Raw genomic sequence first — 22,625 nt, forward strand, 5'->3', positions numbered from 1 at the left:
GTCGCGTTGAAGGGAGCTTGCACCAGATATGCGGGGGACGCCACGCCTCTATGTTCATCGACTGACCTCGACTATACCGTCTGCGCTGGCAATACCGGATACAGTGGCGTTGCTGACCAGATTAACGATCCGCACGTCTTGTCCGCGATGTGCATTTGCCAGCGCGCGTCCGGGGGACGACAGTTCCAGCGCGCCATCAAGATAACGGATTGTGACCAGATCACCGCGATTGACGACAAGCGGTTCCATCACCGACTGCGTCATCACGGGCCGCCCTTCCGTCAGCAAGCTGCGGACCTGCATCCCCGTCAAATCGGCTGGGTCGATAACGGCATATGCGCCAAGACGCGCTGCGGGCAGGTCAATTACACCCAGATCGGTTTCATCAATAATGTCACCTGGCATCATCCGACGCAGTGGGACGGGGACAGAAACTGTCAGTGTCGCCATGCCACTTATGCGGCGCGTTTCGCCCGAATGGGTAACAACATTGGCAATGTATCTGCCGGTTGCGGCATCCATCCACCACGCAGAGATAATCACTGCCTTTTCAGGTGCGCCTGGCTGGATTGAGATGTCGAACCTGCCGCGCGCGGGCATCGCCGCCCCCACGCTTTCGCGCGCCTTCTCGTCAACCAGCACGCTGATCGGGACGGCCTGCGCCATTGACGCGCTGATGACAGACAGGAACAAGGCAAACCCGAACATGCCCTTATCAATGCACAGGCGCTTTAGCGGGATGGCCCGAATGTTCTGCCAGAAGATTGCTGTTCCCAAAGTCATTGCGCTATCGGATCTGGTTTGTGGTGGACATCATCTGGTCTGCGGTCGAGATCGCCTTGGAATTCATTTCATAAGCGCGCTGTGCCGAGATCAGGTCGGTGATCTGCTGGATGATGTTGACATTCGAGCTTTCCAGATACCCTTGCCGGATAATCCCCACGCCGGGTTCACCCGGATTGGCTTGAAGCGCCTCGCCTGATGCGGTTGTTGCTTGCAACAGGTTGTTGCCAAGCGCCCGCATTCCTGCCTCGTTCACGAATGTCGCCATAGTGATCCGCCCCAGATCAACGGGGTTTGGATCATTCTCGACATAGGCCATGATTGTGCCTGTTTCGCCTACTGCCACGTTGACCGTGTTTTCCGGAAGGACGATACCGGGATCAAGTTCGTAACCCTGAAGCGTTACGATCTGCCCTTCTGGCGAGAGCTGGAAGGCCCCGTCGCGTGTGAAGGCCTGCCCCCCATCCGGCAGGTTCACAGTGAAAAAACCGCGCCCGTCGATTGCAAGGTCGAGTTGGTTTTCCGTTGGAATCAAGCCGCCTTGGGTGTTCAGGCGGATTGTGCCTGCTGTCTGAACGCCAAGGCCGATATCAACGCCGGTGGGGCGCAACGTGCCGCCATCCGAGGTTTCTGACCCCTCGCGGCGCTGCGTTTCATAGATCAGGTCCTGAAACGCGGCCCGACTACTCTTGAAGCCTGTTGTATTCGCATTGGCAATATTATTCGATATGACATCGACATTGGTTTGCTGTGCCAGCATGCCCGTCGCCGCAATTCCAAGTGCCTTCATTTCTGCTTACCCCCTTGTCCGACAAATGCGGTCTGTCATGCGCGCCTGTTGCGCCGGTATCCGTCTGGCGCGCAGCCCCTACCCGTTCGGGCGCCCAACCCTACGCAGCACATCGCGCCGCAGTTCATCCTCGCCATTCATCAACTGAACAGCGCGCTCATAGGCTTTCTGAATTGACATCATGCGCGTCATCTCAACGATGGGCTGAATATTGCTGCCCTCGACCGCGCCCTGAACAACCTCGGTTGCCTCATCAGGGACGGGCGGGCGGATGCCATCAATATCGGGGGGCACGAACATGCCGTTGCCAATCCGTTCATAGGCCGGAAGGTCCGGCACCTCGAATACCCCAAGCTGTGCGATCTGACCATTTGCAAGGCTGGAAATCGCGCCCGTCCGGGAAATGGACAGATCCGTGCCCGCATCGGGCGGCAGGGCAATAGGGTTGCCAGCCATGTCAAGGACTCGCGCGCCAGACATTGTGACCAATGCACCTTGGGCGTCCTGTGCAAAATGGCCGTCCCGCCCATAGGCCCTTTGGCCTTGCGGGGTTTCATAGGCAAACCATCCATTCCCCTTCAGCGCCACATCAAGGGGGTTGCCGGTGTAGGACATGCCACCCTGCTGCGTATCGATATAGGAACCTTTATCGATCAGAAAGTTGGTGTCGCCCGTTGCGGCAGTATCATCGCGGTGCAGGTAGGATGAAAACACCACCCGCTCGCCCTTGAAGCCCGCGGTATTGGCATTTGCCATATTATTCGCGGTGACATTCAGTTGCCGCTCAAGCGCGGTCGCTAGTGACAACGAAATGTAAGTAGAATTGTCCACGGCATAGCCCCGTTACTGCATCCATGATTAAATAAGCATATTTCAAGATTAAATCAAACACTGTTGTTGATTTTTTGAAAATTATACATGACTATTCAAAAAGCAGGCAGGAAAAGAACGTGAAATATTCATCTGATCATTCCCTTCTTCCCACGCATCACGCTTTGGACTGGGCTGATTTCGGCCTTACTCTGCGCGTTCTTGGTATCGCTGCGGTTGTTACTGGGGCATTGGTCTGGCCCGTCGCCACCTTGCCGCACGACGGAATCGGACGCCACCAGCCGCAGCCAGATGCAGGGCTGCAACAGCTCGATGCGGCCATACCGGCGCTTGCACCGTTTCTGGCGCAGTTCGACACGCATCGTTTTTTTGAGGATCGCGATGCGCTGACAGTCGCGTATTATGATTTGCAAGAAGGGCTTGACGATGCGACGCGCCCGTCCCCGTATGAAGCAGACATACTTCTTGGGCTTGCAGCGCTTCACCTGTCGCACCGGATGTTGCCCGAAGCACAATCGTTTCTGGATGCGGTGCCCGATGTCGCGCATCCTCGACATCAGGGCGATGTGAAGCTATCGACCCAACAGCTGGGGCGGCGCGCTGCCCTTGTCGCGGCGGTGAAAGGGTTTGATACCACGCCGCCACCAACGCTTGAAGAATGGCCTGACGCGCCACTATTCAAGGCGCTGCACCTGATTGGCAGCGGGGCCCATGATGCTGCCGCCCCATATCTAGCCGATGCGCTTATGATCCTTGATGAGTATCCACCAGCCCTGATCGATGGGACATTGCTGCATCTGTTCAAGGCGGCAGTTGAAAGCGGAAGATGGGATGTTGCGCGAAACCTTGCGACCCGCATGGAAGGGCGCAAGAATAGCACGCAAGATGCTGGCTACCGCTATCTTTTGGGACGCGCCGCAAGCGCGGCTGGCGATCCTGTCGCGGCCTTTGACAATTACGCGGTCGCGGCCGAAGCACAGGATATATGGGCGCAACGGGCGCGGTTGGCCCTGATTGATCTGGGGCGCAGTACAGGCACACTGACACCCACGGATGCACGACAACTGCTAATGCAGACCCGCACCCTATGGACGGGTGGCCCCTTGGGGTTGGAGACCCTGAAACGCCTGGCCGCACTGGAGCTGTCTGCACGTGACAAGATGGCGGCGCTGACGGTCCTGGCAGATATTTCACGACTGCATCCCGATACGCCGGAAGCAGAGGCCGCGTCTGTGCAGACCAGCGCGCTGATCGACGCCATCTACCAGCGCGGCTTTGCCGGTGACATGCCGATGGCAGATTTCTTCACGGCGCATCGTCGTATCCTACACGATTTCCGCTTCCACACGGGATTCGACGCATATGCTGAACAGTTTGCCGAACATCTGGCTGACTATGGCGCAAGCGGACTGGCAGCTATGGAGTTCGCTTCGATCCGGACCCGGATGGACAGGCGCGCGGACGAATTGGCGCGTGACCCACAATCAGACGCCGCTGAGATTACCGCCCTGCTTAGGACGCGTGACCGCGTGCGCCTGAAACATGCTGCGGCGCTTTTCGACGGCGGGCAGCTGGCTGAAGCGGAACGGCTTCTGGAAAGGCTGAACGCCGCGCCCGACAGCGATTTGCGCGATCAATACAACCTTCTGCAAGCAAAACTCTTCGCCGCGACCCAAAGGCCCGACGATGTGCTACGCACACAAATGGCCGAACCGACAGCGGAATATCTGCGCCTGCGCGCCGAAGCGGCTTTCGCGTTGGGCGAATGGGCACGCGCACACGCGTCCTACGAGGCGCTTTTGCGTCAGGCAGGCCAACACGTCCAAATGCATGACCGGATTAACCTGCTGCTTAGCGCGCATCGCAGCGGCGATCAGGCGCGTGCGCGAGAGGTGATCCGCAGTTTTCCGGATCTTGAAGAACACCTTGCAGCACTTGCCGAGGGGCTGACCGCCGAATTTCCCGATGTATTGCCGCTGCGCGACGATGCAGCGCGCCAAAGGATACAAAGCGCGGATATCGCCCTGCAACAGCTTCAGGCCGCAGGCGGGGGCGGCATCCCCTGATTCCGCCATTCTGAAACTTGCCGACCCTTTAACCGCACTGAAAACCCTGCCGCCTATATCTGAAAGATTCCGCTTTCCACAGGAACGGCGGCAAAACGCAAGAAGGACGCTTTAACATGAGCATTTCCAACGCAATGCAGACAGGTGTTAGCGGATTGCGCGCCAATTCCACCGCTGTCGGCCGCATCTCTGACAATATCGCGAATGCAAATACTGATGGCTATCGGCGCAGCTTCGCGCAGATGGTCACAACGACGACAACCAGCAACGGCACCGGACTTGCGCCAGCAGGTGTGCGGGCAGTGCAGGGAACCAACGTGTCGCTGGACGGGGCGCTACGGCCAACGGGACTGGCGACCGACCTTGCCATCGGCGGATCAGGTTTCTTCGTTGTGTCACGCAATCCGAATGAACTGGTCGAGTCGAACTACCGCATGACGCGCGCGGGGTCGTTCCTGCCCGACGAAAACGGGTATCTGCGCAACGCCGCCGGTTATTATCTGGCCGGCTTCCCCTATGACGAAAACGGCAGCCTTGGCACGGTTGACCGCAACCGCTTCGGTGATCTGCAAACCGTGAAAATCGGCGATGTGCAAATGGTCGGCTCCGCGACGACGGCAATAACGGTCGGTGGCAACGTGCCCGCACAGCAAACCGGGCTGGCCACGCCGGGCGACCCTTTCCTGTCGTCTGCGGAGTACTTCACTCCGCTGGGCGTATCAGAGCGTCTTCAGTTTTCATGGCAACCAACGGCCACACCCAACCAATGGGAAGTCACTGTCAGTGATTCCGGGGGCACTGCTTTCGGGACTGTTGAGGTAGAGTTCAATGCCTCTGGCACAGAGGCAGGCTCGCCAGCAGCGTATAATATTCCGGGGGCGTTTCCCGGCTTTGACACTGCAACAGGTCAAGCAACCCTTGATGTTGGAACCCCGGGAAACCCGCAGCTTGTGACCATAGATTTCGGTGCGCCGGATTCTTTTACCGGCATGACGCAATTCGCCGGAGATTACACGCCGCTTAAGATCGGAGCAGACGGATCGGGCACAGGATCGCTTGTCCGCACCGAGATTGACGAGCGTGGCGATGTCTACGGGGTGTTCGACAATGGCAAGCGTAAGGCGCTTTACAACATCCCCCTGGCCGAGGTGCCGAACCCCGACGGTTTGACAACAACAGATGGCAATGCCTTCTTGTTGTCGCGTTCGTCCGGCCCCATGCGCCTTAGCGGGGCGGGGACCGGGTCAGCCGGGACAATAACGGCTGGCGCGCTCGAAAGCTCTAACGTCGAGGTGGCGCAGGAACTGACCGACCTGATTCAGACGCAGCGCGCATATTCTTCCAATGCAAAAATTGTCACCACAGTGGACGAAATGCTGGATGAAACCATGCGGCTGAAGCGCTGACAGTCATAGGGGGCATGTGCCATGAGCATCACAAGCGCTTTTGTTAGCAGTCGCAGCGGTTTGACCGCCACCGCTGCCCGGTCGGAGGTGACAGCCAACAACATAGCCAATGCCGATCGTGCAGGCTATGCGCGTCGCGGGCTATTGCTGACAAGTGGCCCCAATGGCAGCGGCGTTCAGGTTGCAGGATTGCGGCGCGATGTCGATGGCGCAATGGACCGGATGCACCGCCAAGAGGTGTCGCGCACCTCGACGCAAGATGCGGTGGCCGACGGGCTGAAGGTCTACGCCGCGCTTCTGGGGGCACCGGGCGACCCGCTGTCAATACCGGGGCGGATAACGGCATTGCAATCGCGTCTGGACGAATTGTCGAATGATCCGGCACAGCCAGCATTGCAGCGCGCAGCGCTTGATGCGGCGGCCGCTGTAGCAACTGAATTGAACAGTACGTCAGCCACATTGACGGAAACTGCCGCGAATACCAGTGCGGGCATCAAGAACGATGTCGAAGTATTAAACCGCCTTCTCTCTGAAACATCAGAGCTTAGCCAGAAAATTGCTTTGGGGGCCGATGGAACGCGCGATAGTGCAATGCTCGAGGATTCACTGGCACAGCGTTTGGACCAAATCTCCGAGATTGTGGACCTGCGCACCTTGCGTAATGCCGATGGCAGCATCTCGGTCTATACCGCAGGGGGTGCGCCGCTGGTGGAAGGGCGCATCATCCATCCTGTCACGTTCTCCGAGGGCGATGGAAAACTCTTTGCCGGAGCCGCTGAAATCACACCGGACAACCCTACGGCACGGGGGTTCGAGGAAGGCCGACTGGCCGGGCGAATACATCTGCTGAACGATATCCTTCCACGCATGCAGGTTCAACTTGACGAAGCCGCACGCATGCTTGTGGTGTCCTTCACGGATGCAGATACGACGTTGACGCCGGGCGAACCCGGCCTGTTCACGGATAGCGGCGCTGCGTTTGACCCGATGGCGGCTTCGGGTCTGGCTGCGCGCATCGCGATCAACGAGGCGGTGCGCGGGCCGGACGGGGATACCCTTTGGCGCATGCGTGACGGCATGGAAGCACCCGTCCCGGGCCCCGAAAGCGACAGCCAGCTGGTAGAGCGTATGATCAGCGCCTTCAATGTCGTTCAGACCCTTTCGCCAGAGGCAGGACTGGGCGCGCAAGCGCGATTGACTGATTTCATACCCGCCATGACCGCCGATCAGCAGGTCGCGCGCAGCTCGGCACAGGGCCGCGCAGAGGCGTTGCGCGCGGGTGCACAAGCGCTTGAAACCGCCCGTCTTGGGTTTCAGGGCGTGAATATCGACGATGAATTGCAACAACTGGCCTCGATTGAACAAAGCTATGCCGCGAATGCGGTCATGATGCGTACACTTGGCGAGATGCTGGATACATTGCTGAATGCCGTCTGATTACAAAGGGTAGCAACATGATCGGAACTGTCCGCACGATGTCAACGCTTGACGCGCTTTCAACCCAGCGCAGGGTCGCCGCCGATCTGGATATGCGCTTGTCAAAAGCAGCGACCGAGGCATCGACCGGTCAGAAAGCAGACATCTATCAGGCGCTTGGATTGCGCGCCTCCGAGGCGCTGGTACTGCGTGCCGGTATGGCACGAAACGAAACATTCATCGCCTCGAACGAGATGCTTTCAAGCAGGCTGGAACTGACCGCACTGACACTAAGCCAGACACGCGAGACAGCACAGGGGTTTCTGGATCTTGCGGTCAGCAATATCGGCGGGCCGACCCAGACAGCGGGGGAATTGCAGCACGCTGCCAAGCTGGCGCTGGAGCGCTTGACCGGCCAGATCAACACAACCTTTCGCGGTGTGCCGGTTTTTGCTGGCACCGACAGTGGCCAGCCCCCGTTGCAACACTGGGATGCGGTCAATCCCGCCACCGGACTTTCCCCGAATGATGTGCTGGGAATGACCGTTGGCATGGGGTTGGCAGATGCCGCGGATGCGACTGACAAAGTCGGACAGCTTGCCGATATCTTCGCCAGCGCCCCGACCGTCCTGCCCGCAGACCTGCGTTTTGAAAACACGTTCTTCAACGGGACACCACAGCTTGCCCTTGACGGAACAGCATCGCCGCGGGTCACGGCGCGTATCGATGAATCAACCACGCTGCAACACGGTGTTCAGGCGAATGATCCTGCCTTTACCGACCTTCTGCGCGGGCTTTCCATGCTTGCATCATTGGATGTCAGCACCATCACCGACCCGGATACATATCAGGTCTGGGTCGGCGCGGCGGCAAACGCAATTTCGTCAGGCATTTCGGGGCTAATCGAGGCGGAATCACGCTTGGGTAGCCAGCAACAGACCGTCGAACAAGTCCTGGGGACGCAGCGAGACCGGCAGTCCCTTTTCAACAGTCAGGTTCTGACGCTGGAAGGGGTTGACCCCTATGAGGCAGCAACGCGTTTGTCCCAGCTGCAAACACAGCTTGAAGCAACCTATGCAATTACTGCGCGGCTGTCTCGATTGTCATTCCTGAACTATATGTAAGCGCGCCGCTATCGGCAGGCGCCGGAAGCAAGGTATCGCCAGTTTCGTAACCTGCCTGCTCAGGGGCGGAAATCTTATAGCCGCGTCCATGCACTGTTTCGATGTATCCATGCCCCGATACTGCGGCCGCAGCGATCTTCTTGCGGATCCTGCAAATATAGACATCGATAACCTTGTCGAAGGGCTGGTCTTCGGACAAACCATAAACAGCTTCATAAATCGCGGCTTTCGAAATGACCTTGCTGGCGCTCAGCGCAAGATACTGGAATATCGCATGTTCACGCCCTGACAGGAAAACCCGCTGTCCTGCCACCTCCGGATCGCGCCCGTCAAAATAGGCCGTGACTTCGCCAATGTTCAGGCTTGGGGCTGCGTGGCCATGAGCGCGCCGCGTGATCGAATTGATACGCGCGCGCAACTCTATCGCTCTCAGTGGGATAACCAGATCGTCATCAGCCCCACAGTCAAGTGTTCCCGCTGCCGCGCGCGTGTTACGAAAATCGCGCAGGATAATGATAGGATTGCGGCATCCGGCACCGCGCAACCTTGTAATCTGACCAATGACCAAGGCGCTATCAGCCAAAAGAAACGGGCGCGAGCTGTGCCCTTCAAGGGTCAGCATACCAAGGTCACCCTCGAAAAACGCGTCAGAAATACGCACAGGCACTATTTGCGCGGCCCCCAACTCGGCCATAAGTCCGCCGATACGCTCATCACGAGGCTCATAGACATAGATATGCATCATTAGGGTCCTTTGCTGCCCAGCCGCGAAAGGTATGCATGAAGCAAGTTGCAGCGCAGTTCTACGCAATATAGACGATTTATACATGAAAAAATCAAGTATAGAAATATTATATACTTGATAAATCCTTCGCATAACTGTTTTATTGTTCATGTACGGCCCGAACTCTGTGGCTGAGAAGCAGGAACTGCCATGTTGTCGAATTTGCGTTTATCATCCTTCCTTGGGGCTCCAATGCTTGGCGTGCTGGTCTGGTTTGGGTTGGGCGCGGGGTTGGCGCACGCGGATGTGCGCATAAAGGACATCGCTTCTTTCGAGGGGGTGCGTGAAAATCAGCTTGTCGGGTATGGTCTGGTTGTCGGCCTTGACGGGACGGGGGACCGGTTGCGCAACAGCCCGTTCACGCAGCGCTCCCTAGAGGGAATGCTGGAACGCCTTGGCGTTGGCAACCTGTCAACCGAAACGATGCGCACAGCCAACACCGCCGCCGTGATTGTCACGGCAAATCTGCCGCCTTTTGCCCGCCGGGGGTCCACGATTGATGTCGTCGTCTCCTCCTTGGGCGATGCAGACTCCTTGCGGGGGGGCACGCTGATCGTCACGCCTCTGGCAGGTGCCGATGGGGCGGTTTATGCAGTTGCGCAAGGACCGATTGCTGTTGCGGGCTATGCCGCGCAGGGCCTGAATGCAAGCATAGTCGAAGGGGTGCCGACAGTTGCCAGAATCGAGAATGGCGCAACCGTAGAAAATGAGGTCGGCTTGTCCTTTAATTCGCTGCACAGTGTAAGGATTGCGCTGCGCACACCAGATTTCACCACCGCAGCACGCGTTCAAGATGTTATAAACCGTGCCATCGGACCAAACACAGCGGTTGCACTTGATCCGGGCACGATTGAGGTCCGGCCGCATGGAAAGTCCGACATCTTTGGCCTGATGGCAGAGATCGAGGGGTTGCGCATTCAGCCCGACGGCATTGCAAAGGTCGTGATCGACGCGCGGTCGGGAACGATTGTCATTGGCGCAGACGTCCGGATTGCGCGGGTCGCGGTCAGTCAGGGCGGGCTGACCGTAATTGTCCGAGAAGATATCGAGGTCAGCCAGCCCGCGCCATTTTCCATCGGTGAAACCGTTGTCGTGCCACAAACGAATGTGCAGGTTCAGGAACGAGAGACGCAGTTCACGGTTCTGGAGGGCGATGTCAGCCTGCAACGGCTGGTCGATGGCCTGAACGCCATCGGACTGGGCGCCACGCAGACCATCTCGATCTTGCAGGCAATCAAGGCCGCTGGCGCGCTTTATGCAGATCTGGAGATCATCTGATGGAGGTCGCGAACCCCGCCTCGCCCGGTTTTGTGCACGCCGCACGCGCTGCGGCCCCGACGACTGACGAAGCCCGCGCCGCGCATGAGTTTGAGACAGTGTTCCTGTCGCAAGCAGTCGAGGAGATGATGCGGGGCATATCAGCAGGCGAATTTGGCGGCGGTCATGGCGAAGAGATGTGGCGCAGCTTTATGGCGCGCGCCCTTGCCGAAGAAATCGCCGCGCATGGCAGTATCGGAATCGCACGCAGTGTTGAGGCAGGCATTGCAGCCTATAGCACCGGAAAGGCCAGCAAATGACAAACGACCCCGAACGCGACACGATCAAGGCCCTGACACAGCTTTTGCAACGCGAGAATGCGGCCATTCGAAAGGGTGATCTGGTGCAAATCGACACTGAAATGTCCCGCAAGGCAAAGCTTGGTGCGGCCCTTGATGCGGCCTCGGATGCTATCGCGGACAAACTTTCTGCCGACCCGACAGATGATTCGCTGGTCACGCAGATCACGGCCCTGCGCGCAGAGATAGAGGCAAACGAGACATTGCTGGCTAGCATGACGCAGGCAACAGGCAGTCTGGTCGCCGAACTTGCGCGCATCCGCGACCGGCATGGATTGCGCGGCATCTACAGCGCGACAGGCACCCAGCGCGCGGGAGAACCTATTGCTGTGCAACGTTTTGACCGTTCTGTGTGAAATGTTAACCGCGCCGTAACCCGTGCGGCCAATCTCCTGATACGGCCAAGGCCGAAGCAGGCCAAAATGCCAGTTTTCGTCAGAAAGACGAACATCATACTCAAGACCCTAGAAAGGGAAATGACATGACTTCGATCCTTACGAACAACTCCGCAATGAATGCACTGACCACATTGCGCAACATCAACAACAACCTTGGCACCACACAGGACCGCATCAGCACGGGCCTGAAAGTGGCATCAGGCAAGGACAACGCGGCCTATTTCTCGATCTCGTCCACGATGAAGGGCGACAGCGGGATGATCAAGTCCATCGACGAAGGGCTTGCCCTGACGAAAAACGCCGTATCGACCGCGCGCTTGGGTGCTGAAACTGTCGCCGATCTGGCGCGCGAATTTGTCGAGCGTGTTGCCTTCGCGCAGGGTTCCGGTGTTGACCTGGAGAAAGTGCAGCTTGAACTCGATGCACTGGCAGAGAATATCGAAGCAATCGTAAGCCAGTCTACCTTCAATGGTGCCAGTCTGGTGCAGGATGGCGACGGTAACATAACCGCTGTAACGGGGATTTCCCGTGACGCTACCGGCGCTTTTGGCGACCTGACTACGATCACAATCGAAGCCCAAGATCTTGAAGCGATTCAAACTGCACTGGCCGCGATTGATGTATCGGCTGGTGGTGCTGACCTCGAAGATCTTCTTAGCGACGCTGAAGAACAACTGAAAGCAGCGGTAGATGCCGCGACATCTTTTGGTGTGTCAGAAAAAGCGATTGAGACGCAACAGACATTCCTTGGCGAACTCTCCAATCGTCTGGACAGCGGCATCGGCAGCATGATCGACGCGGATATGGAAGAAGAAGCCGCCCGCCTGCAAGCGCTGCAAGTCCAGCAGCAGCTGGCGACACAAGCGCTTTCCATCGCAAACCAAGGGCCGCAGAACATTCTGAGCCTGTTTCGCTGAGGGCGCTGAGCTGACCTGAGGTCAGACATACAGGCAAATGCGGGGGCCGACCCATTCGGCCCCCGCCCCCACCCGCTATGCACCCGTTTGACAGGCATTCCCATATTCACCGCTTCCCGGTCAGAAGACCGGGACCGTATGAAAGCAGAACGCATGAGCATTGCCGCCTATAAATCCACCATCCGTCAAAGTGAATCGCCCCGCCAGATCGAGCGGCGCATCCTGTCGCGCCTGACCGGCACGCTGGAGGCGCATGTGGGCTATGACACTGCGACCAGCTTCGAACGCGTCCAGATCCTGTCCAACGGGCTGCGCGCCGCGCTGGCCGAGAACCAGACATTCTGGAACGAACTGAAATATGACCTTGCACAGCCCGAAAATGGCTTGTCACCCGACTTGCGCGCAGGCCTTTTGTCCATCGCGCTGTGGATAGACCGGCAGACCAGCGCAGTCATGGGCGGGCAAGCTGGCGTGCGTGCACTGGCCGACATAAACCGAAGCATCATCACCGGTCTCTCCGCGTCCAGACCAGACCAGCCATCCGCCGAAACAGATGCCGCCCGCCCGCTTCAAACCGTGCCGCAGGAGGGGTAATGCAATGGCCCTGAAACTGACCCTGAAACCCGATGAACGTATTATCGTCAACGGCTGTGCCATGCGCAATTCCTCGCGCCGCCATGTGCTGACCATTGAAACCCATGCTGATGTGATCCGCGGCCATGACCTGCTGGATTCCGATGGCATAGTGACACCTGTGCGCCGTGTCTATTTTCTGATCCAGACCGCGTTGACGCGTGCCGACCTGCGCGAGGATCTGGTAACCCCGATCCAGAAACAGCTTGCAGTTCTGGCCACGGTATTTGGTGGCAGCAGTTGCGGTCAGATCTTTGAGGCAGCGAATTTTGTCAGCATCGGCGATTACTACAAAGCCCTAAGTGCGCTGCGTCCTGTCTTGCGGCATGAAGAAGAGATTATGTCCCGACAGAACGCAACCAATCCAAAGCACGCGGCTTTGTCTGCGCATATGCCTGTGCAAGGTTCATCGCCACAACCACTGGCCGCGCGGTCATGACTGGCGCGATGGGGCTTTCGACCCATCTTGGCTTGCGTATTGCCGATGCCACCCGCGAAGCACGAATAACAGCCATACGCGACAGCGCTGAACATAGCCGCGCCATTGACGCCTTCAAAGAACGCATTGCCGATGTCAGGAATGTCAGCGATCTGATGGAGGATCGCGACCTATACGTCTTTGTCATGAAGGCGTTTGATCTGGAAAACCAGATCTTTGGCAAAGCAATGATCCGCAAGGTACTGGAGAGTGATCCGACCAAACCGGACGCTTTGGTCCGGCGCCTGACGGACCCGCGCTTTCTGGAATTGCACAAGGGTCTTGGCTTTGGCCCTGATGGAAAAGGCAACGACTCGGTTTCTGACAAAACATGGCAAGACAGTATTGTTGCACGTTATGTCGAGCGGCAGTTTATTGACGGACAAGCCACCCAAAGCGAAGGCGTCGCCAACGTGCTTGAATTCCGGCAAAACGCGCCACGCGTCAACACATGGTTCGATGTTCTGAAAGATCCGGTCATGGCGCAATTCATGCGCACAGCACTTGGCCTGCCAGAGGCGTCGGTGCGCCTTGACATCGACCGGCAGGCAGCGCTTTTTGACAGGAAGTTCGACCTTGAAAAGCTGCAAGACCCCAAAGAGCGAACACGGCTGGAACGCCTTTATACCATCATCACTGACGCGCGCGACACATCCCGCATAGGCCGGAACGCCGCTGTCCAGATCATGTCCGGCGTCATCAATTCCGCCGCGGGCGAGGGGCGTTTTGTGCCGATTACCCTGGATATTGCCGCAATCGGGACCCTGCCGCGACATCCATACCGCTAGTGTTCGCCAGCGCCTAGTCGATAAATTCCTCTTCGTCCTCTGCGCTGGGCATCCGGATGACTTCCTGTGCGACAAGGGCACGGGCACAATCGACGATCGCGGACTGGGCCGCGCGCACTTCCCGGCCCCGAACCGGCCCCATCGTGTTCATTTCGTCCAGCAGCATGTCCCGCGAACGGATGGGCAAGGCCGCAAGAAAGTGGTCGCGCATCTCTGTCGTAGCGCCGCGCAGGGCCATCGGCAGAACATTGCCTTGCAGCGCCCGCATAACGCGCGCAAGCGATTGCAGATCAAGCCTTAGCAGATCGTCGAATGTAAACATCTTCTGACGAATGGTACCAAAATCTTCCGGCATGCGCTGTTCCAGCTTATGCGACAGCGCCTCGAATGTGTCACGATCCAGCTTGTTGAAAAGATCGGCCATGCGCTTTTGCATTTCGGTTGACCCTTGCTGGGTTGAATTCGCAATCAGATCGCGTTGCAGCGACTCTTCGATGTGGCGCATTGTCTCAGCGGGAACGGCCTTCATGCGGATCATGCGCTCGACAACAGTATGCATACGCTCCAACGGCAACTGCGCCAGTGATCGCGCTGCAATTTCGGTTGGTAGTTTCGATAGAATTACCGCTGCTGTTTGCTCATGCTCGCGATTCAAATACTCGCCGATCACCGCCTCGTGCATGGTGCCCAGCTTCGTCCATAGATCGCGCTCCTGCAAGGGGCCTCGAATATCCTTTAGGATCGAATTGACCTGATCAGGCGGCAGGAAGCTGCGCAGCATGTTTTCAGCGATGGCCAGAGATCCGACAACACCGGCCCCGGTGGCGACCGTCTCCGAAAACTCGGTGATGACCTCCTCAACCCACGGGGCCGGGATGACGCCAAGACCAGACACCGCGCGCGTGATTTTCTGAATGTCGTTATCATCGAGTTGTTTCATCAACTCTGATCCGCGTGCCTCGCCCAGACACAAAAACAGGATCGCAGCTTTCTCCGGACCATGCAGCTTGCGGCCGGTGCGTGCATCCTGTTTGGTGCTGCCGGGATCAATCTTGGTGTATGGCATCACAATGTTCCTTTTCGGGACATGGGGGGTATTGGCGCACAGTTCCTACCCGCCAAGCGGCAGGTAGCTTTCCATCAAACTGCCAGCCAGCATGAACCAGCCGTCAATCAGGACGAAAAAGATGATCTTGAAAGGCAATGAGATCAGGACAGGGGGCAACATCATCATGCCCGCACTCATAAGGATTGATGCAACGATCAAGTCGATTGCGATGAACGGCAGATAAATCAGAAATCCAATAGCAAAGGCGCGGCGCAACTCGGAAATCATGAATGCGGGCACCAGTTCCCGCCAGCCCGCCTCCTCGGGGGACTGTGGTTCCGGCGTCATGTCTGAACTGGTGCCACCGTCAGCACGCGCAGCCAGATCGCGGAACAAGGCAAGGTCTTTGGGGCGTGTATTGGCAAACATGAAACGCTTGAACGGTTCCCCGACACGCTCCAGCGCCTGTTCCTCGGTGATGGAATTGTTCAGAAGCGGGCGCAGCCCCCCTTCCCATGCTTCCTCGAATACAGGTTGCATAACAAAGAATGTCATGAATAACGCCATGCTGGCCAAAACAATATTTGGCGGTGTCTGGTTCAGACCAAGGGCGGATCGCAGTATCGAGAATACGATCACAAAGCGTGTGAAACACGTCATGATCATAAGCAGGCCGGGCGCCACGCTAAGGACTGTCATCAAGGCGATGAATTGCAGGATACGCCCGCTTAGCGTTGCGCGTTCATCAGATCCCACCGGTGCGTCTGTGAATGCACCCGACAGCGCCCCCAGCAAGCCACCTGCATCTTGTGCAAACAATGGCCCCGCCGATAGGCCAAACAACAACCCCAAGGCAGTTGATGTTAGACGCTTGGAAGCAGTGAACCGATACATTTGCGCCTATGTGTCCAGCACATAGTCTTTGACAATCTCGGCCAGCGCGATGCCGATTTTGTCACCGTCGAGTTTGACCAGATCGCCGCGCGCCACCAGCCTGTCATTGATGACCAGATCAACGGCTTCTCCGATCCTGCGGTCCAGTTCGATGACCGACCCGCGCGACAATTTCAACAGTTGCGAAATCGGCATCCGCGTATGCCCCAGTATGACCTGAACCCGCAGATCGACATTCAGCATCGCATCAATATTGCGGCCTTGCTGCTGTTTGGGGGCCGTGTGCATTTCGGCTTGTGTAGTGGCACCCTCGGCCGCATTCAGGCTCGGGAAGGCCTCGGACAGCGGCGCAGGACGTGTTTGGCCCTCTGTTGCATCAGGTACTTGCGGGTTTGCTGCGGGGTCGTCTTGTTCGGCCATGCTCAACGCTCCGAAAGGGGGATGGGGGCTGCGGGTCGGGCTTCGCGCAGCGTGCGCAAAATCCGGTCGCAGATTGAGGAGAAACTGTATTCCAGAAAGCCGCTATCCCATTCGACGCGCGCTTCACCATCTTCCAGCCCGTCATTGGCTTGTAGTTCGACGCGCCCTTGCAGCCCGTTCTCAGCGATCGCGGTGCTAAGATCGTCGTGAAGCAGTTCCAGCGCTTCGGGTGACACGCAAATGCGCAGTGAAACACTGCCCAGCCCCAGACTGAGTGCCCGGCGCACTTGCGCGAGGGCGCGATCATGTGCGCGATGGCGCAGAAGCTCCGGGAATACCTGTTCGCAGACGGTCAGCGTGAAATCCAGTATCTGTGCTTCAAGGACCTGACAATGGTCGTCACTGGCCTGCGCCAATTTGCGGATCTGCGGCCCCAACGCATCTAATGCTTCTACGCGGCGCGCATGATCTGCGTTTGCAGCATCCGCCAGCCCCTCGGCATGGCCTGCGCGCCGGCCATCAGAAAAGGCTGCGGCGCGCGCGGCCTCGACGGCATCAAGCAGTTCCGCTGGTGTGTGACAGGCGCGCGCGTCGCGGCGCGCCTGACGCGCTTCATGCTCCAATTCAAGGTCGAAATCGCGGTCAAATATCATGCTCATTTCTTCAAACCTCTTCTGCCAACCAGCTTTGGATTGCACGAAGCGACTCGGACGGTTCCTGCTCGACCAGTTGCCCCAGCGCCTTGATCCGTCCAGAACGAACCCCATCCGATACCGAGGCCAAGGTCATATATTCGCTGTTCTGGTCGGCCTGTTCAGGATAAAAAACCGAAACATCCTGCCGTGAAACTGCGTCTGTCGGTCCGGAAAGTGCGGGCGCTCCGGCGGCTGATCCTGCTTGCGCCAAGGCCCCTTGAGTGCCCACTGCGCCCAAGACTGGCACGCCATCTTCGGGCCAGATGCGCCGCATAATCGGTGTCAGGCCAAAGATCAGGAAAACCGCGACAACGGCGAACGCAAAAATGCTGCGCAGGATTGTCATCAGGTTAGCGGCAACCACTTGCATGATCGACATGCCCAATGGCGCACCAACATCAAGCGAGTAGTCAATAAAGCGTAGACTGTCGACTGAAACCGTATCGCCGCGCGCTGCATCAAAGCCTATCGCCGCGCGTACAAGCTGCGCAAGCCTTTCCAATTCTTCTGGCGGGCGTTCGGAATATGTGACGCTACCATTGTCGGCGACTTCATAAATGCCATTGACCAGAACAGCGACCGACAGGCGCGTCACCTCGCCCGGTTCGCGTACAGTCTCGCTCTGGGTTGAGCCGATCTCGTAGTTGATGATCTCGTCAGTGCGTGCGCTGCTGTTTCTTGATTGTGGGCCAAGCCCTGCGTCTGCGAGTTCGGCAGGAAGGTTGTTCGCCACACCAATATCGTCACCTGTGGAATTCCGGTCGTCGCGGGTTTCTTCGCGGGTCTCGGTTGACCTGACAACCTGCTGCTCCGGATCGAAGCTCTGGCTCCGAATGACCTGCCGTTCATTGCTCAGCTCGACATTGACCTGAACGCGCGCATTTCCTGCGCCGACCCGTGCGGACAGGATTTCAGTGATGTTACGGGCCAACTGTTCCTGCATGGCCGTGCCTGACGCCCCGATGGAAACCTCGCCGGTTCCATCCTCTGACAGGATTGTCTGGCCGCTTGCCGTGAGCACTGTAACGCGATTGGCAGAAAGGTCCGGCACGGCAGAAGCGACAAGTGCCCTGATCGCAAGCGCCTGGCTACGGCCGATATTTTGTGTTGCACGCCCCCGAACAATAACCGAGGCACTGGGTTCCGGCCTGTTGCGCGAGAAGGCTTCGCGTTCCGGCAGCACAAGATGGACGCGGGCGGCATCGATTCCGTCGATTGTCTGGATGGATCGCGCAAGCTCGCCCTCCAGCGCGCGCAGACGGCTGACCTGCTGCATGAAACTGTTCATGCCCAGCCCGCTGGAATTATCGAAAATCTCCCATCCCGGCGCGCCCTCGTCAGGAAGGCCCTGCTGGGCCAGTGCCATCCGGGCACGCGCTACGTCTTCTTGGGGAACCAGCACCACCGCCCCGCCCCCGCCCAACTGAACATTGAAGCCATCTTGCTCCAACGCGGCCACAACACGACTTGCGCCAGCAAGCGACAAGTCGCTGTAAAGTGGCGCAAACGTTGGCTTCATGACAGCAGCAAGGCCGAAGAATAGCGCAAGAACAAGGCCAACCCCCGTCGCCCCAAGCGCAAGAAGCCGGTTCCGCCCCAGTGACAGAAGATTGTTGATGATCGGCTGCAATGTCGAAATCCGGTATTGCTGATTTACTGGAACATTACACACCACGCCACATGTATAGCAAGTATAGTTTTTTAATTGTTGCCATTTATTCGTGTTTATTTCATATTCAGCAAGAATTAAAAACTGTCTTTATCGGACTTGCGGGTTAGCACATGATCAAAACGAAAACCTCCCCCGGTAATTCTGCGGCCCCTGAAGTTGGAGGGGGCGCGCCCAAGATCTGGCTGCAGCGCAGGAGCGTTGCAATTCTTGGCGTGGCGGTGCTTTCGGCAATTGCGCTTGGTGGCGGGCTATTGATTGCCTTCAAGCACTCGCTTTTGCCGACATTCTTGAACGATGCTGGCATCGAAAATGTTACCGCATCGGCATCAACAGATGAAGCCAACCCGCTTCCGGCGGGTGCCAATCTTTTGGTCATGCCCTTTGAGGAAATGATTGTGAATATCACTGCGACCTCTGAAACTGGCCGTCTGACCAGCCGGTTCATGAAGGTTGATCTGGCGCTGGTTTATGACCAGGCTCAGGATGAGCAGGGGCTGGTGGAGTCGCGGCATATCTACATGCGGGACGCGTTTCAGGATTATTTGCGCCAACTCACAGACCGTGACATCGAGGGCACACTTGGCCTTGTCACCCTCAAGTCGGAACTGTTGCGACGTGCACGCGCAATCGCAGGCAGCAATGCCCCGCATGAACTGGTCATCCTTGGGCTGGTGGTGCAATGACGCGGGCGCATCCGGAAACGGCATCGCACGGCAAGACGGCGAAGGTGCAGGAAGAGATTATCCACGCAGCGTTGCATAGGTATGAACGGCTTCCTGTATTTGAAGTGATTATGGCGCGCATGGCGCAAGCGCTTGGACCGGCACTGCGTGCAGCGTTGCACACAAAGGTGGAAGTGTCCTTGCATGCGGTAGAATATCTTGCTTGCGGCGAAGCGCTTGATCAAGCGCCTGCCCCCGGACTTGTTGCGGTGGTTACTGCAAAGCCATGGTCTGGCGTGCTTGCGGTAACATTAGAACCGGCACTTCTGTTTGCCGCGCTAGAGGTCATGCTTGGCGCACCAGATGACGGGAAAGTGGGCGCTGAAACAAAGCCCGGATCCACCTTGACCACATGGCAACCGCGGGCGTTCACCTCGATTGAAAAGCGCCTTGGCGGCACCCTGATTGGTTTGGTCATGCACGAATTAGCAACTGCGTTTGCGCCAGTTGATGCCGTCACATTCGAAACGGGGCCGATTGAAAGCGGTCCGCATGATATTATGCTGGCACCAACCGCTTCCGGATGCGTAAGAGTTATGTTTGGCGTCAATCTGGATGGGTGCAGCGGGAAGCTTTGCCTGATTGTCCCCCATCGGACACTGGATGGACTGCGCACAACACTGTCAAAACCCTGCGCATCAGGCCAGCTGGACGAGGATCCCGGCTGGGGCGCGTTGCTGTCGCAATCGTTGAATGACACCCCTGTTACCCTGACAGCGATCCTACATGAACACATGTTGCCACTTGCCGATGTGCTGGACTGGCAGCGTGGTCAGGTGCTGGATCTGGGGATTGATGCCGCGCAGGACATCACAGTGGCCGTCAGTGGCAAAGACATGTTCCGCGCAGCCATCGGTCGTCGCAAAAATGGCGCTGTCGCGCTACGCGTCACCGCACAACTTGATAGGAAACAGAAGGAAGGCGCATATGGCCCTGATAATTGATCTGGTTATTCTGCTGCTGCTTGCAGGCACTTTAGGATACGCATTCCTTGTTGATCGCCGGGTGCGCGCGCTTATGTCGGCGCTGCGCGGACTGGAGCCGGTGGTTGGCCAGTTTTCCGCTGCTGTTGATCGAAGTGAAAATTCGGTGAAATCGATGCAGATCGACACGCCTGTTTTCTCGACCGCCCGTCGCGAGAAAGAACCGCGTCTGACCCGCCCCGGAGCATCGGCCGTTGCAGCGGCCCTGTCGGCAGCCAATGGCGCGGCTGGTTCGGATAAAAAAGACCTGCCAGACCGAACTGCACCTGAAATGCCGCCCGGCATGGCGCGCGTCAATGGCAAGGCAGATCTGGTGCGCGGCTTCTTCGAAACAGTCCGGAGCCGGAACGCATGATACCAACGCGTCCACTGCGTGTCGTCTTAGGGGGGCTTGTAATTGCCGGTTTGGGCAAGTTGTCCTTGGCAACATTCGAACACGTTCAGTCAGGCGCGCCCATGCCACGGACAGAGAATGCAGCGTCATTCTTCGTTGCAACAGCCTCTGCCGAGACAGAGAATGAACCTGATGGCGCTGACGCCCGGCACCCGGAGCTGGCAATGCTCGAAGGTGACATGCCAGAAGACTTGTTTGCGGCCATCAAGGCAGAGCGGGAATTGCTGGACGCACAGCGCGTTGCGCTGGCAGAGCGGTCAGCGGAAATTGATCTTGCGCATGCAATGCTTGCGACAGAGACAGCGCGCCTTGCCGACCTGAAACTTGAAGTTGAGGCCTTGTTAGAGCGCGCAAGTCTGGAGCATGTTGCCGATGTGGAGCGGCTTGTGGCGCTATATTCCAACATGAAGCCGCGCGATGCTGCCGCCATCATGAATGATCTGGATCTTGAAGTGATGGTCACGGTCTTGGGAACGATGCCGGAACGTAACGCCGCACCCATTCTTGCCGCAATAAACCCTGTCCGTGCGCGCGCCTTGTCCCTGATCCTGCTGGAGCGCGCGAAGTTTCCAGGCGACCGCCGCTTGAACGAGATTCGTCTGGACTGATCCCCGGCATCCACTGAGAATCAGAACTGTCGCCTCAGTCCACGTCCCGCAACTGCGACCCGACCGGCGGTTTACGCCGGATATTGCGGCGCAAGTCCATGATATAGCCGATGATCTCTGCGACTGCCTGCCAATGCTCTATCGGGATAGCGCTGTCGATCTCGACCAACGCATGAAGTGTCCGCGCAAGTGGGCGGTTTTCGACGATGGCCACATCATTTTCACGGGCTATGCGCCGAATTTGTGCGGCCATCAACCCGGTCCCCTTCGCCACACAGACCGGGGCCTGATCCACACCTGGCACGTATTTCAATGCGACCGCATAATGGGTCGGGTTGGTCAGCACAAGCGTAGCGGTCGGCACGGCTGTCGCAATGCGCTGGCGGGCGCGCTTGCGCCGAATTTCACTGCGTTTGGCCTTGATATGCGGGTCACCTTCACTGTCCTTATGCTCGTCGCGCAACTCACGCATGCTCATGCGCTGTTTCTTGATCCATTGCGCGCGTTTCCACAGGATGTCGATCACCGCAATGACGACCAGAAATAGCGTTGCTGCGATCAACAGGCGCAGCACAGCCTGCCGCACATAGGTCAGAAAGCTCTCGGGAATTGCGTTGGGCGATTGCCAGATCGCGGTGACAGCACCATGCGCGATGAAAACGGCAAGCGTGCCCACCACAAGAACCTTGGCGACGTTTTTTAAAAACTCAACCAGTGTGTCCGCTGAAAACAGGCGCTTTATTCCGGCAATGGGCGATATCTTGGATGTTTTGGGTTTGATCCTCTCAAGGGCGACCACCGTTTCGCCCTGTATCAACACGCCGAAAAGGGCCGCCAGAACCATAACCGCAACCACCGGTCCCACCGCGACCGCTATGCCGCGCGAAAGCTGGCCAGAGACCGCACCAATATCGGCGAGTCCGGCGGCGCCCTCTCCTATCTCGATCTGGCCCGCCAATTCCAACAGGCCCCGCAATACCCCCGCCAGATTGGGCAGAACCTGCGGCAACAGAAACACGGTGATGACCAGAAGCGCGAACACTGACATCAGGTTTCCGGTTTCCCGCGATGCGGGCACATCGCCCTTGTCACGCGCCTTGCGAAGCTTGCGCTCGGTTGGTTCTTCGGTTTTGCTGCTTTGCTCTTCCTCGCTCATCAC

The 22,625-nt window shown here is 57.9% G+C and carries 25 protein-coding genes; 15 read left to right on the plus strand and 10 right to left on the minus strand.

The genetic code is table 11. The features are described from left to right. Positions 1–54: 54 nt before the first annotated feature. The 3 genes from flgA to ACTIE1_RS04085 all read right to left on the minus strand — a co-directional run bounded on the left by flgA (position 55) and on the right by ACTIE1_RS04085 (position 2,404). Entirely contained in the window at positions 55–783 is a 729-nt protein-coding gene (gene flgA, locus ACTIE1_RS04075; protein WP_439561812.1) for a flagellar basal body P-ring formation chaperone FlgA, read from the minus strand. A 4-nt stretch (positions 784–787) separates the two neighbouring features. Next, positions 788–1,573, minus strand: a complete 786-nt coding sequence (flgG, locus tag ACTIE1_RS04080) for a flagellar basal-body rod protein FlgG (RefSeq protein ID WP_439561813.1) — start codon at positions 1,571–1,573, stop codon at positions 788–790. Positions 1,574–1,651: 78 nt separating this feature from the next. Further along, positions 1,652–2,404 (minus strand): flagellar hook-basal body complex protein, encoded by a 753-nt coding sequence (locus tag ACTIE1_RS04085; RefSeq protein WP_439561814.1) that lies wholly within the window; start codon positions 2,402–2,404, stop codon positions 1,652–1,654. A gap of 119 nt (positions 2,405–2,523) precedes the next feature. Between ACTIE1_RS04085 and ACTIE1_RS04090 the strand changes: the two genes are divergently transcribed. From ACTIE1_RS04090 to ACTIE1_RS04105, 4 genes are all read left to right on the plus strand, one after another. Continuing rightward, a complete protein-coding gene (locus ACTIE1_RS04090; protein WP_439561815.1) occupies positions 2,524–4,470 on the plus strand; it encodes a hypothetical protein in 1,947 nt (648 codons plus the stop codon). Between the two features lie 116 nt (positions 4,471–4,586). Further along, positions 4,587–5,876 carry a flagellar hook protein FlgE gene (locus tag ACTIE1_RS04095; RefSeq protein ID WP_439561816.1) on the plus strand — a complete coding sequence of 430 codons (1,290 nt, stop codon included), beginning with the start codon at positions 4,587–4,589 and terminating at the stop codon, positions 5,874–5,876. 21 nt (positions 5,877–5,897) lie between these two features. Then, the gene (gene flgK, locus ACTIE1_RS04100) at positions 5,898–7,313 is read left to right on the plus strand and encodes a flagellar hook-associated protein FlgK (protein WP_439561817.1); all 1,416 of its coding nucleotides are present in this window, start codon (positions 5,898–5,900) and stop codon (positions 7,311–7,313) included. Positions 7,314–7,330: 17 nt separating this feature from the next. Continuing rightward, entirely contained in the window at positions 7,331–8,416 is a 1,086-nt protein-coding gene (locus tag ACTIE1_RS04105; RefSeq protein ID WP_439561818.1) for a flagellin, read from the plus strand. Here the strand turns inward: ACTIE1_RS04105 and ACTIE1_RS04110 are convergent. Continuing rightward, positions 8,373–9,311, minus strand: coding sequence for a response regulator transcription factor (locus tag ACTIE1_RS04110; protein ID WP_439563271.1), 939 nt, complete (start codon positions 9,309–9,311; stop codon positions 8,373–8,375). The two genes, ACTIE1_RS04105 and ACTIE1_RS04110, sit on opposite strands and share 44 nt — an antisense overlap. Positions 9,312–9,392: 81 nt before the next feature. Between ACTIE1_RS04110 and ACTIE1_RS04115 the strand changes: the two genes are divergently transcribed. The 7 genes from ACTIE1_RS04115 (at position 9,393) to ACTIE1_RS04145 (ending at position 14,030) form a co-directional block, all read left to right on the plus strand. Then, a complete protein-coding gene (locus ACTIE1_RS04115) occupies positions 9,393–10,478 on the plus strand; it encodes a flagellar basal body P-ring protein FlgI (protein WP_439561887.1) in 1,086 nt (361 codons plus the stop codon). Continuing rightward, a complete protein-coding gene (locus ACTIE1_RS04120) occupies positions 10,478–10,777 on the plus strand; it encodes a rod-binding protein (RefSeq protein ID WP_439561820.1) in 300 nt (99 codons plus the stop codon). Before ACTIE1_RS04115 ends, ACTIE1_RS04120 begins: the two co-directional genes overlap by 1 nt. Beyond that, positions 10,774–11,172: a hypothetical protein gene (locus tag ACTIE1_RS04125; RefSeq protein WP_439561821.1), complete on the plus strand. Its 399-nt coding sequence runs from the start codon at positions 10,774–10,776 to the stop codon at positions 11,170–11,172. Before ACTIE1_RS04120 ends, ACTIE1_RS04125 begins: the two co-directional genes overlap by 4 nt. Positions 11,173–11,297: 125 nt before the next feature. After that, complete coding sequence (locus ACTIE1_RS04130; protein ID WP_439561822.1) at positions 11,298–12,131, plus strand: flagellin N-terminal helical domain-containing protein; 834 nt, start codon at positions 11,298–11,300, stop codon at positions 12,129–12,131. 138 nt (positions 12,132–12,269) lie between these two features. Next, positions 12,270–12,725 (plus strand): flagellar biosynthesis regulator FlaF, encoded by a 456-nt coding sequence (locus ACTIE1_RS04135; RefSeq protein ID WP_439563272.1) that lies wholly within the window; start codon positions 12,270–12,272, stop codon positions 12,723–12,725. 4 nt (positions 12,726–12,729) lie between these two features. Continuing rightward, positions 12,730–13,203, plus strand: a complete 474-nt coding sequence (locus tag ACTIE1_RS04140; RefSeq protein WP_439561824.1) for a flagellar biosynthesis repressor FlbT — start codon at positions 12,730–12,732, stop codon at positions 13,201–13,203. Next, positions 13,200–14,030, plus strand: coding sequence for a DUF1217 domain-containing protein (locus ACTIE1_RS04145; RefSeq protein WP_439563273.1), 831 nt, complete (start codon positions 13,200–13,202; stop codon positions 14,028–14,030). The genes ACTIE1_RS04140 and ACTIE1_RS04145 overlap by 4 nt, the downstream gene beginning before the upstream one ends. A 13-nt stretch (positions 14,031–14,043) precedes the next feature. Here the strand turns inward: ACTIE1_RS04145 and ACTIE1_RS04150 are convergent, their stop codons facing one another. Genes ACTIE1_RS04150 through fliF form a run of 5 tightly spaced genes read right to left on the minus strand, consistent with a single transcriptional unit; the run spans position 14,044 to position 18,759 of the window. Beyond that, complete coding sequence (locus tag ACTIE1_RS04150) at positions 14,044–15,096, minus strand: flagellar motor switch protein FliG (protein WP_439561826.1); 1,053 nt, start codon at positions 15,094–15,096, stop codon at positions 14,044–14,046. Between the two features lie 45 nt (positions 15,097–15,141). Continuing rightward, complete coding sequence (gene fliP / locus ACTIE1_RS04155; RefSeq protein WP_439561827.1) at positions 15,142–15,972, minus strand: flagellar type III secretion system pore protein FliP; 831 nt, start codon at positions 15,970–15,972, stop codon at positions 15,142–15,144. A gap of 6 nt (positions 15,973–15,978) precedes the next feature. Beyond that, positions 15,979–16,392: a FliM/FliN family flagellar motor switch protein gene (locus ACTIE1_RS04160; RefSeq protein ID WP_439561828.1), complete on the minus strand. Its 414-nt coding sequence runs from the start codon at positions 16,390–16,392 to the stop codon at positions 15,979–15,981. A 2-nt stretch (positions 16,393–16,394) separates the two neighbouring features. Then, entirely contained in the window at positions 16,395–17,051 is a 657-nt protein-coding gene (locus ACTIE1_RS04165) for a FliH/SctL family protein (protein ID WP_439561829.1), read from the minus strand. A gap of 4 nt (positions 17,052–17,055) precedes the next feature. After that, on the minus strand, positions 17,056–18,759 hold the full coding sequence (fliF, locus tag ACTIE1_RS04170; protein ID WP_439561830.1) for a flagellar basal-body MS-ring/collar protein FliF: 1,704 nt from the start codon (positions 18,757–18,759) through the stop codon (positions 17,056–17,058). A 110-nt stretch (positions 18,760–18,869) separates the two neighbouring features. Between fliF and ACTIE1_RS04175 the strand changes: the two genes are divergently transcribed. From ACTIE1_RS04175 to ACTIE1_RS04190, 4 genes are all read left to right on the plus strand, one after another. Then, positions 18,870–19,442 carry a flagellar basal body-associated FliL family protein gene (locus ACTIE1_RS04175; RefSeq protein WP_439561831.1) on the plus strand — a complete coding sequence of 191 codons (573 nt, stop codon included), beginning with the start codon at positions 18,870–18,872 and terminating at the stop codon, positions 19,440–19,442. Beyond that, on the plus strand, positions 19,439–20,425 hold the full coding sequence (locus ACTIE1_RS04180) for a flagellar motor switch protein FliM (RefSeq protein ID WP_439561832.1): 987 nt from the start codon (positions 19,439–19,441) through the stop codon (positions 20,423–20,425). The genes ACTIE1_RS04175 and ACTIE1_RS04180 overlap by 4 nt, the downstream gene beginning before the upstream one ends. Beyond that, entirely contained in the window at positions 20,409–20,819 is a 411-nt protein-coding gene (locus tag ACTIE1_RS04185; RefSeq protein ID WP_439561833.1) for a flagellar motor switch protein, read from the plus strand. The genes ACTIE1_RS04180 and ACTIE1_RS04185 overlap by 17 nt, the downstream gene beginning before the upstream one ends. Positions 20,820–20,920: 101 nt before the next feature. After that, complete coding sequence (locus ACTIE1_RS04190) at positions 20,921–21,466, plus strand: MotE family protein (RefSeq protein ID WP_439561834.1); 546 nt, start codon at positions 20,921–20,923, stop codon at positions 21,464–21,466. 34 nt (positions 21,467–21,500) lie between these two features. On the opposite strand, the gene flhB is transcribed toward ACTIE1_RS04190, so the two are convergent. Then, on the minus strand, positions 21,501–22,622 hold the full coding sequence (gene flhB, locus ACTIE1_RS04195) for a flagellar biosynthesis protein FlhB (RefSeq protein WP_439561835.1): 1,122 nt from the start codon (positions 22,620–22,622) through the stop codon (positions 21,501–21,503). Between the last annotated feature and the right edge of the window lie 3 nt (positions 22,623–22,625).

The sequence above is a fragment of the Roseinatronobacter sp. genome, from assembly GCF_051859525.1.
Classification (GTDB): domain Bacteria; phylum Pseudomonadota; class Alphaproteobacteria; order Rhodobacterales; family Rhodobacteraceae; genus Roseinatronobacter.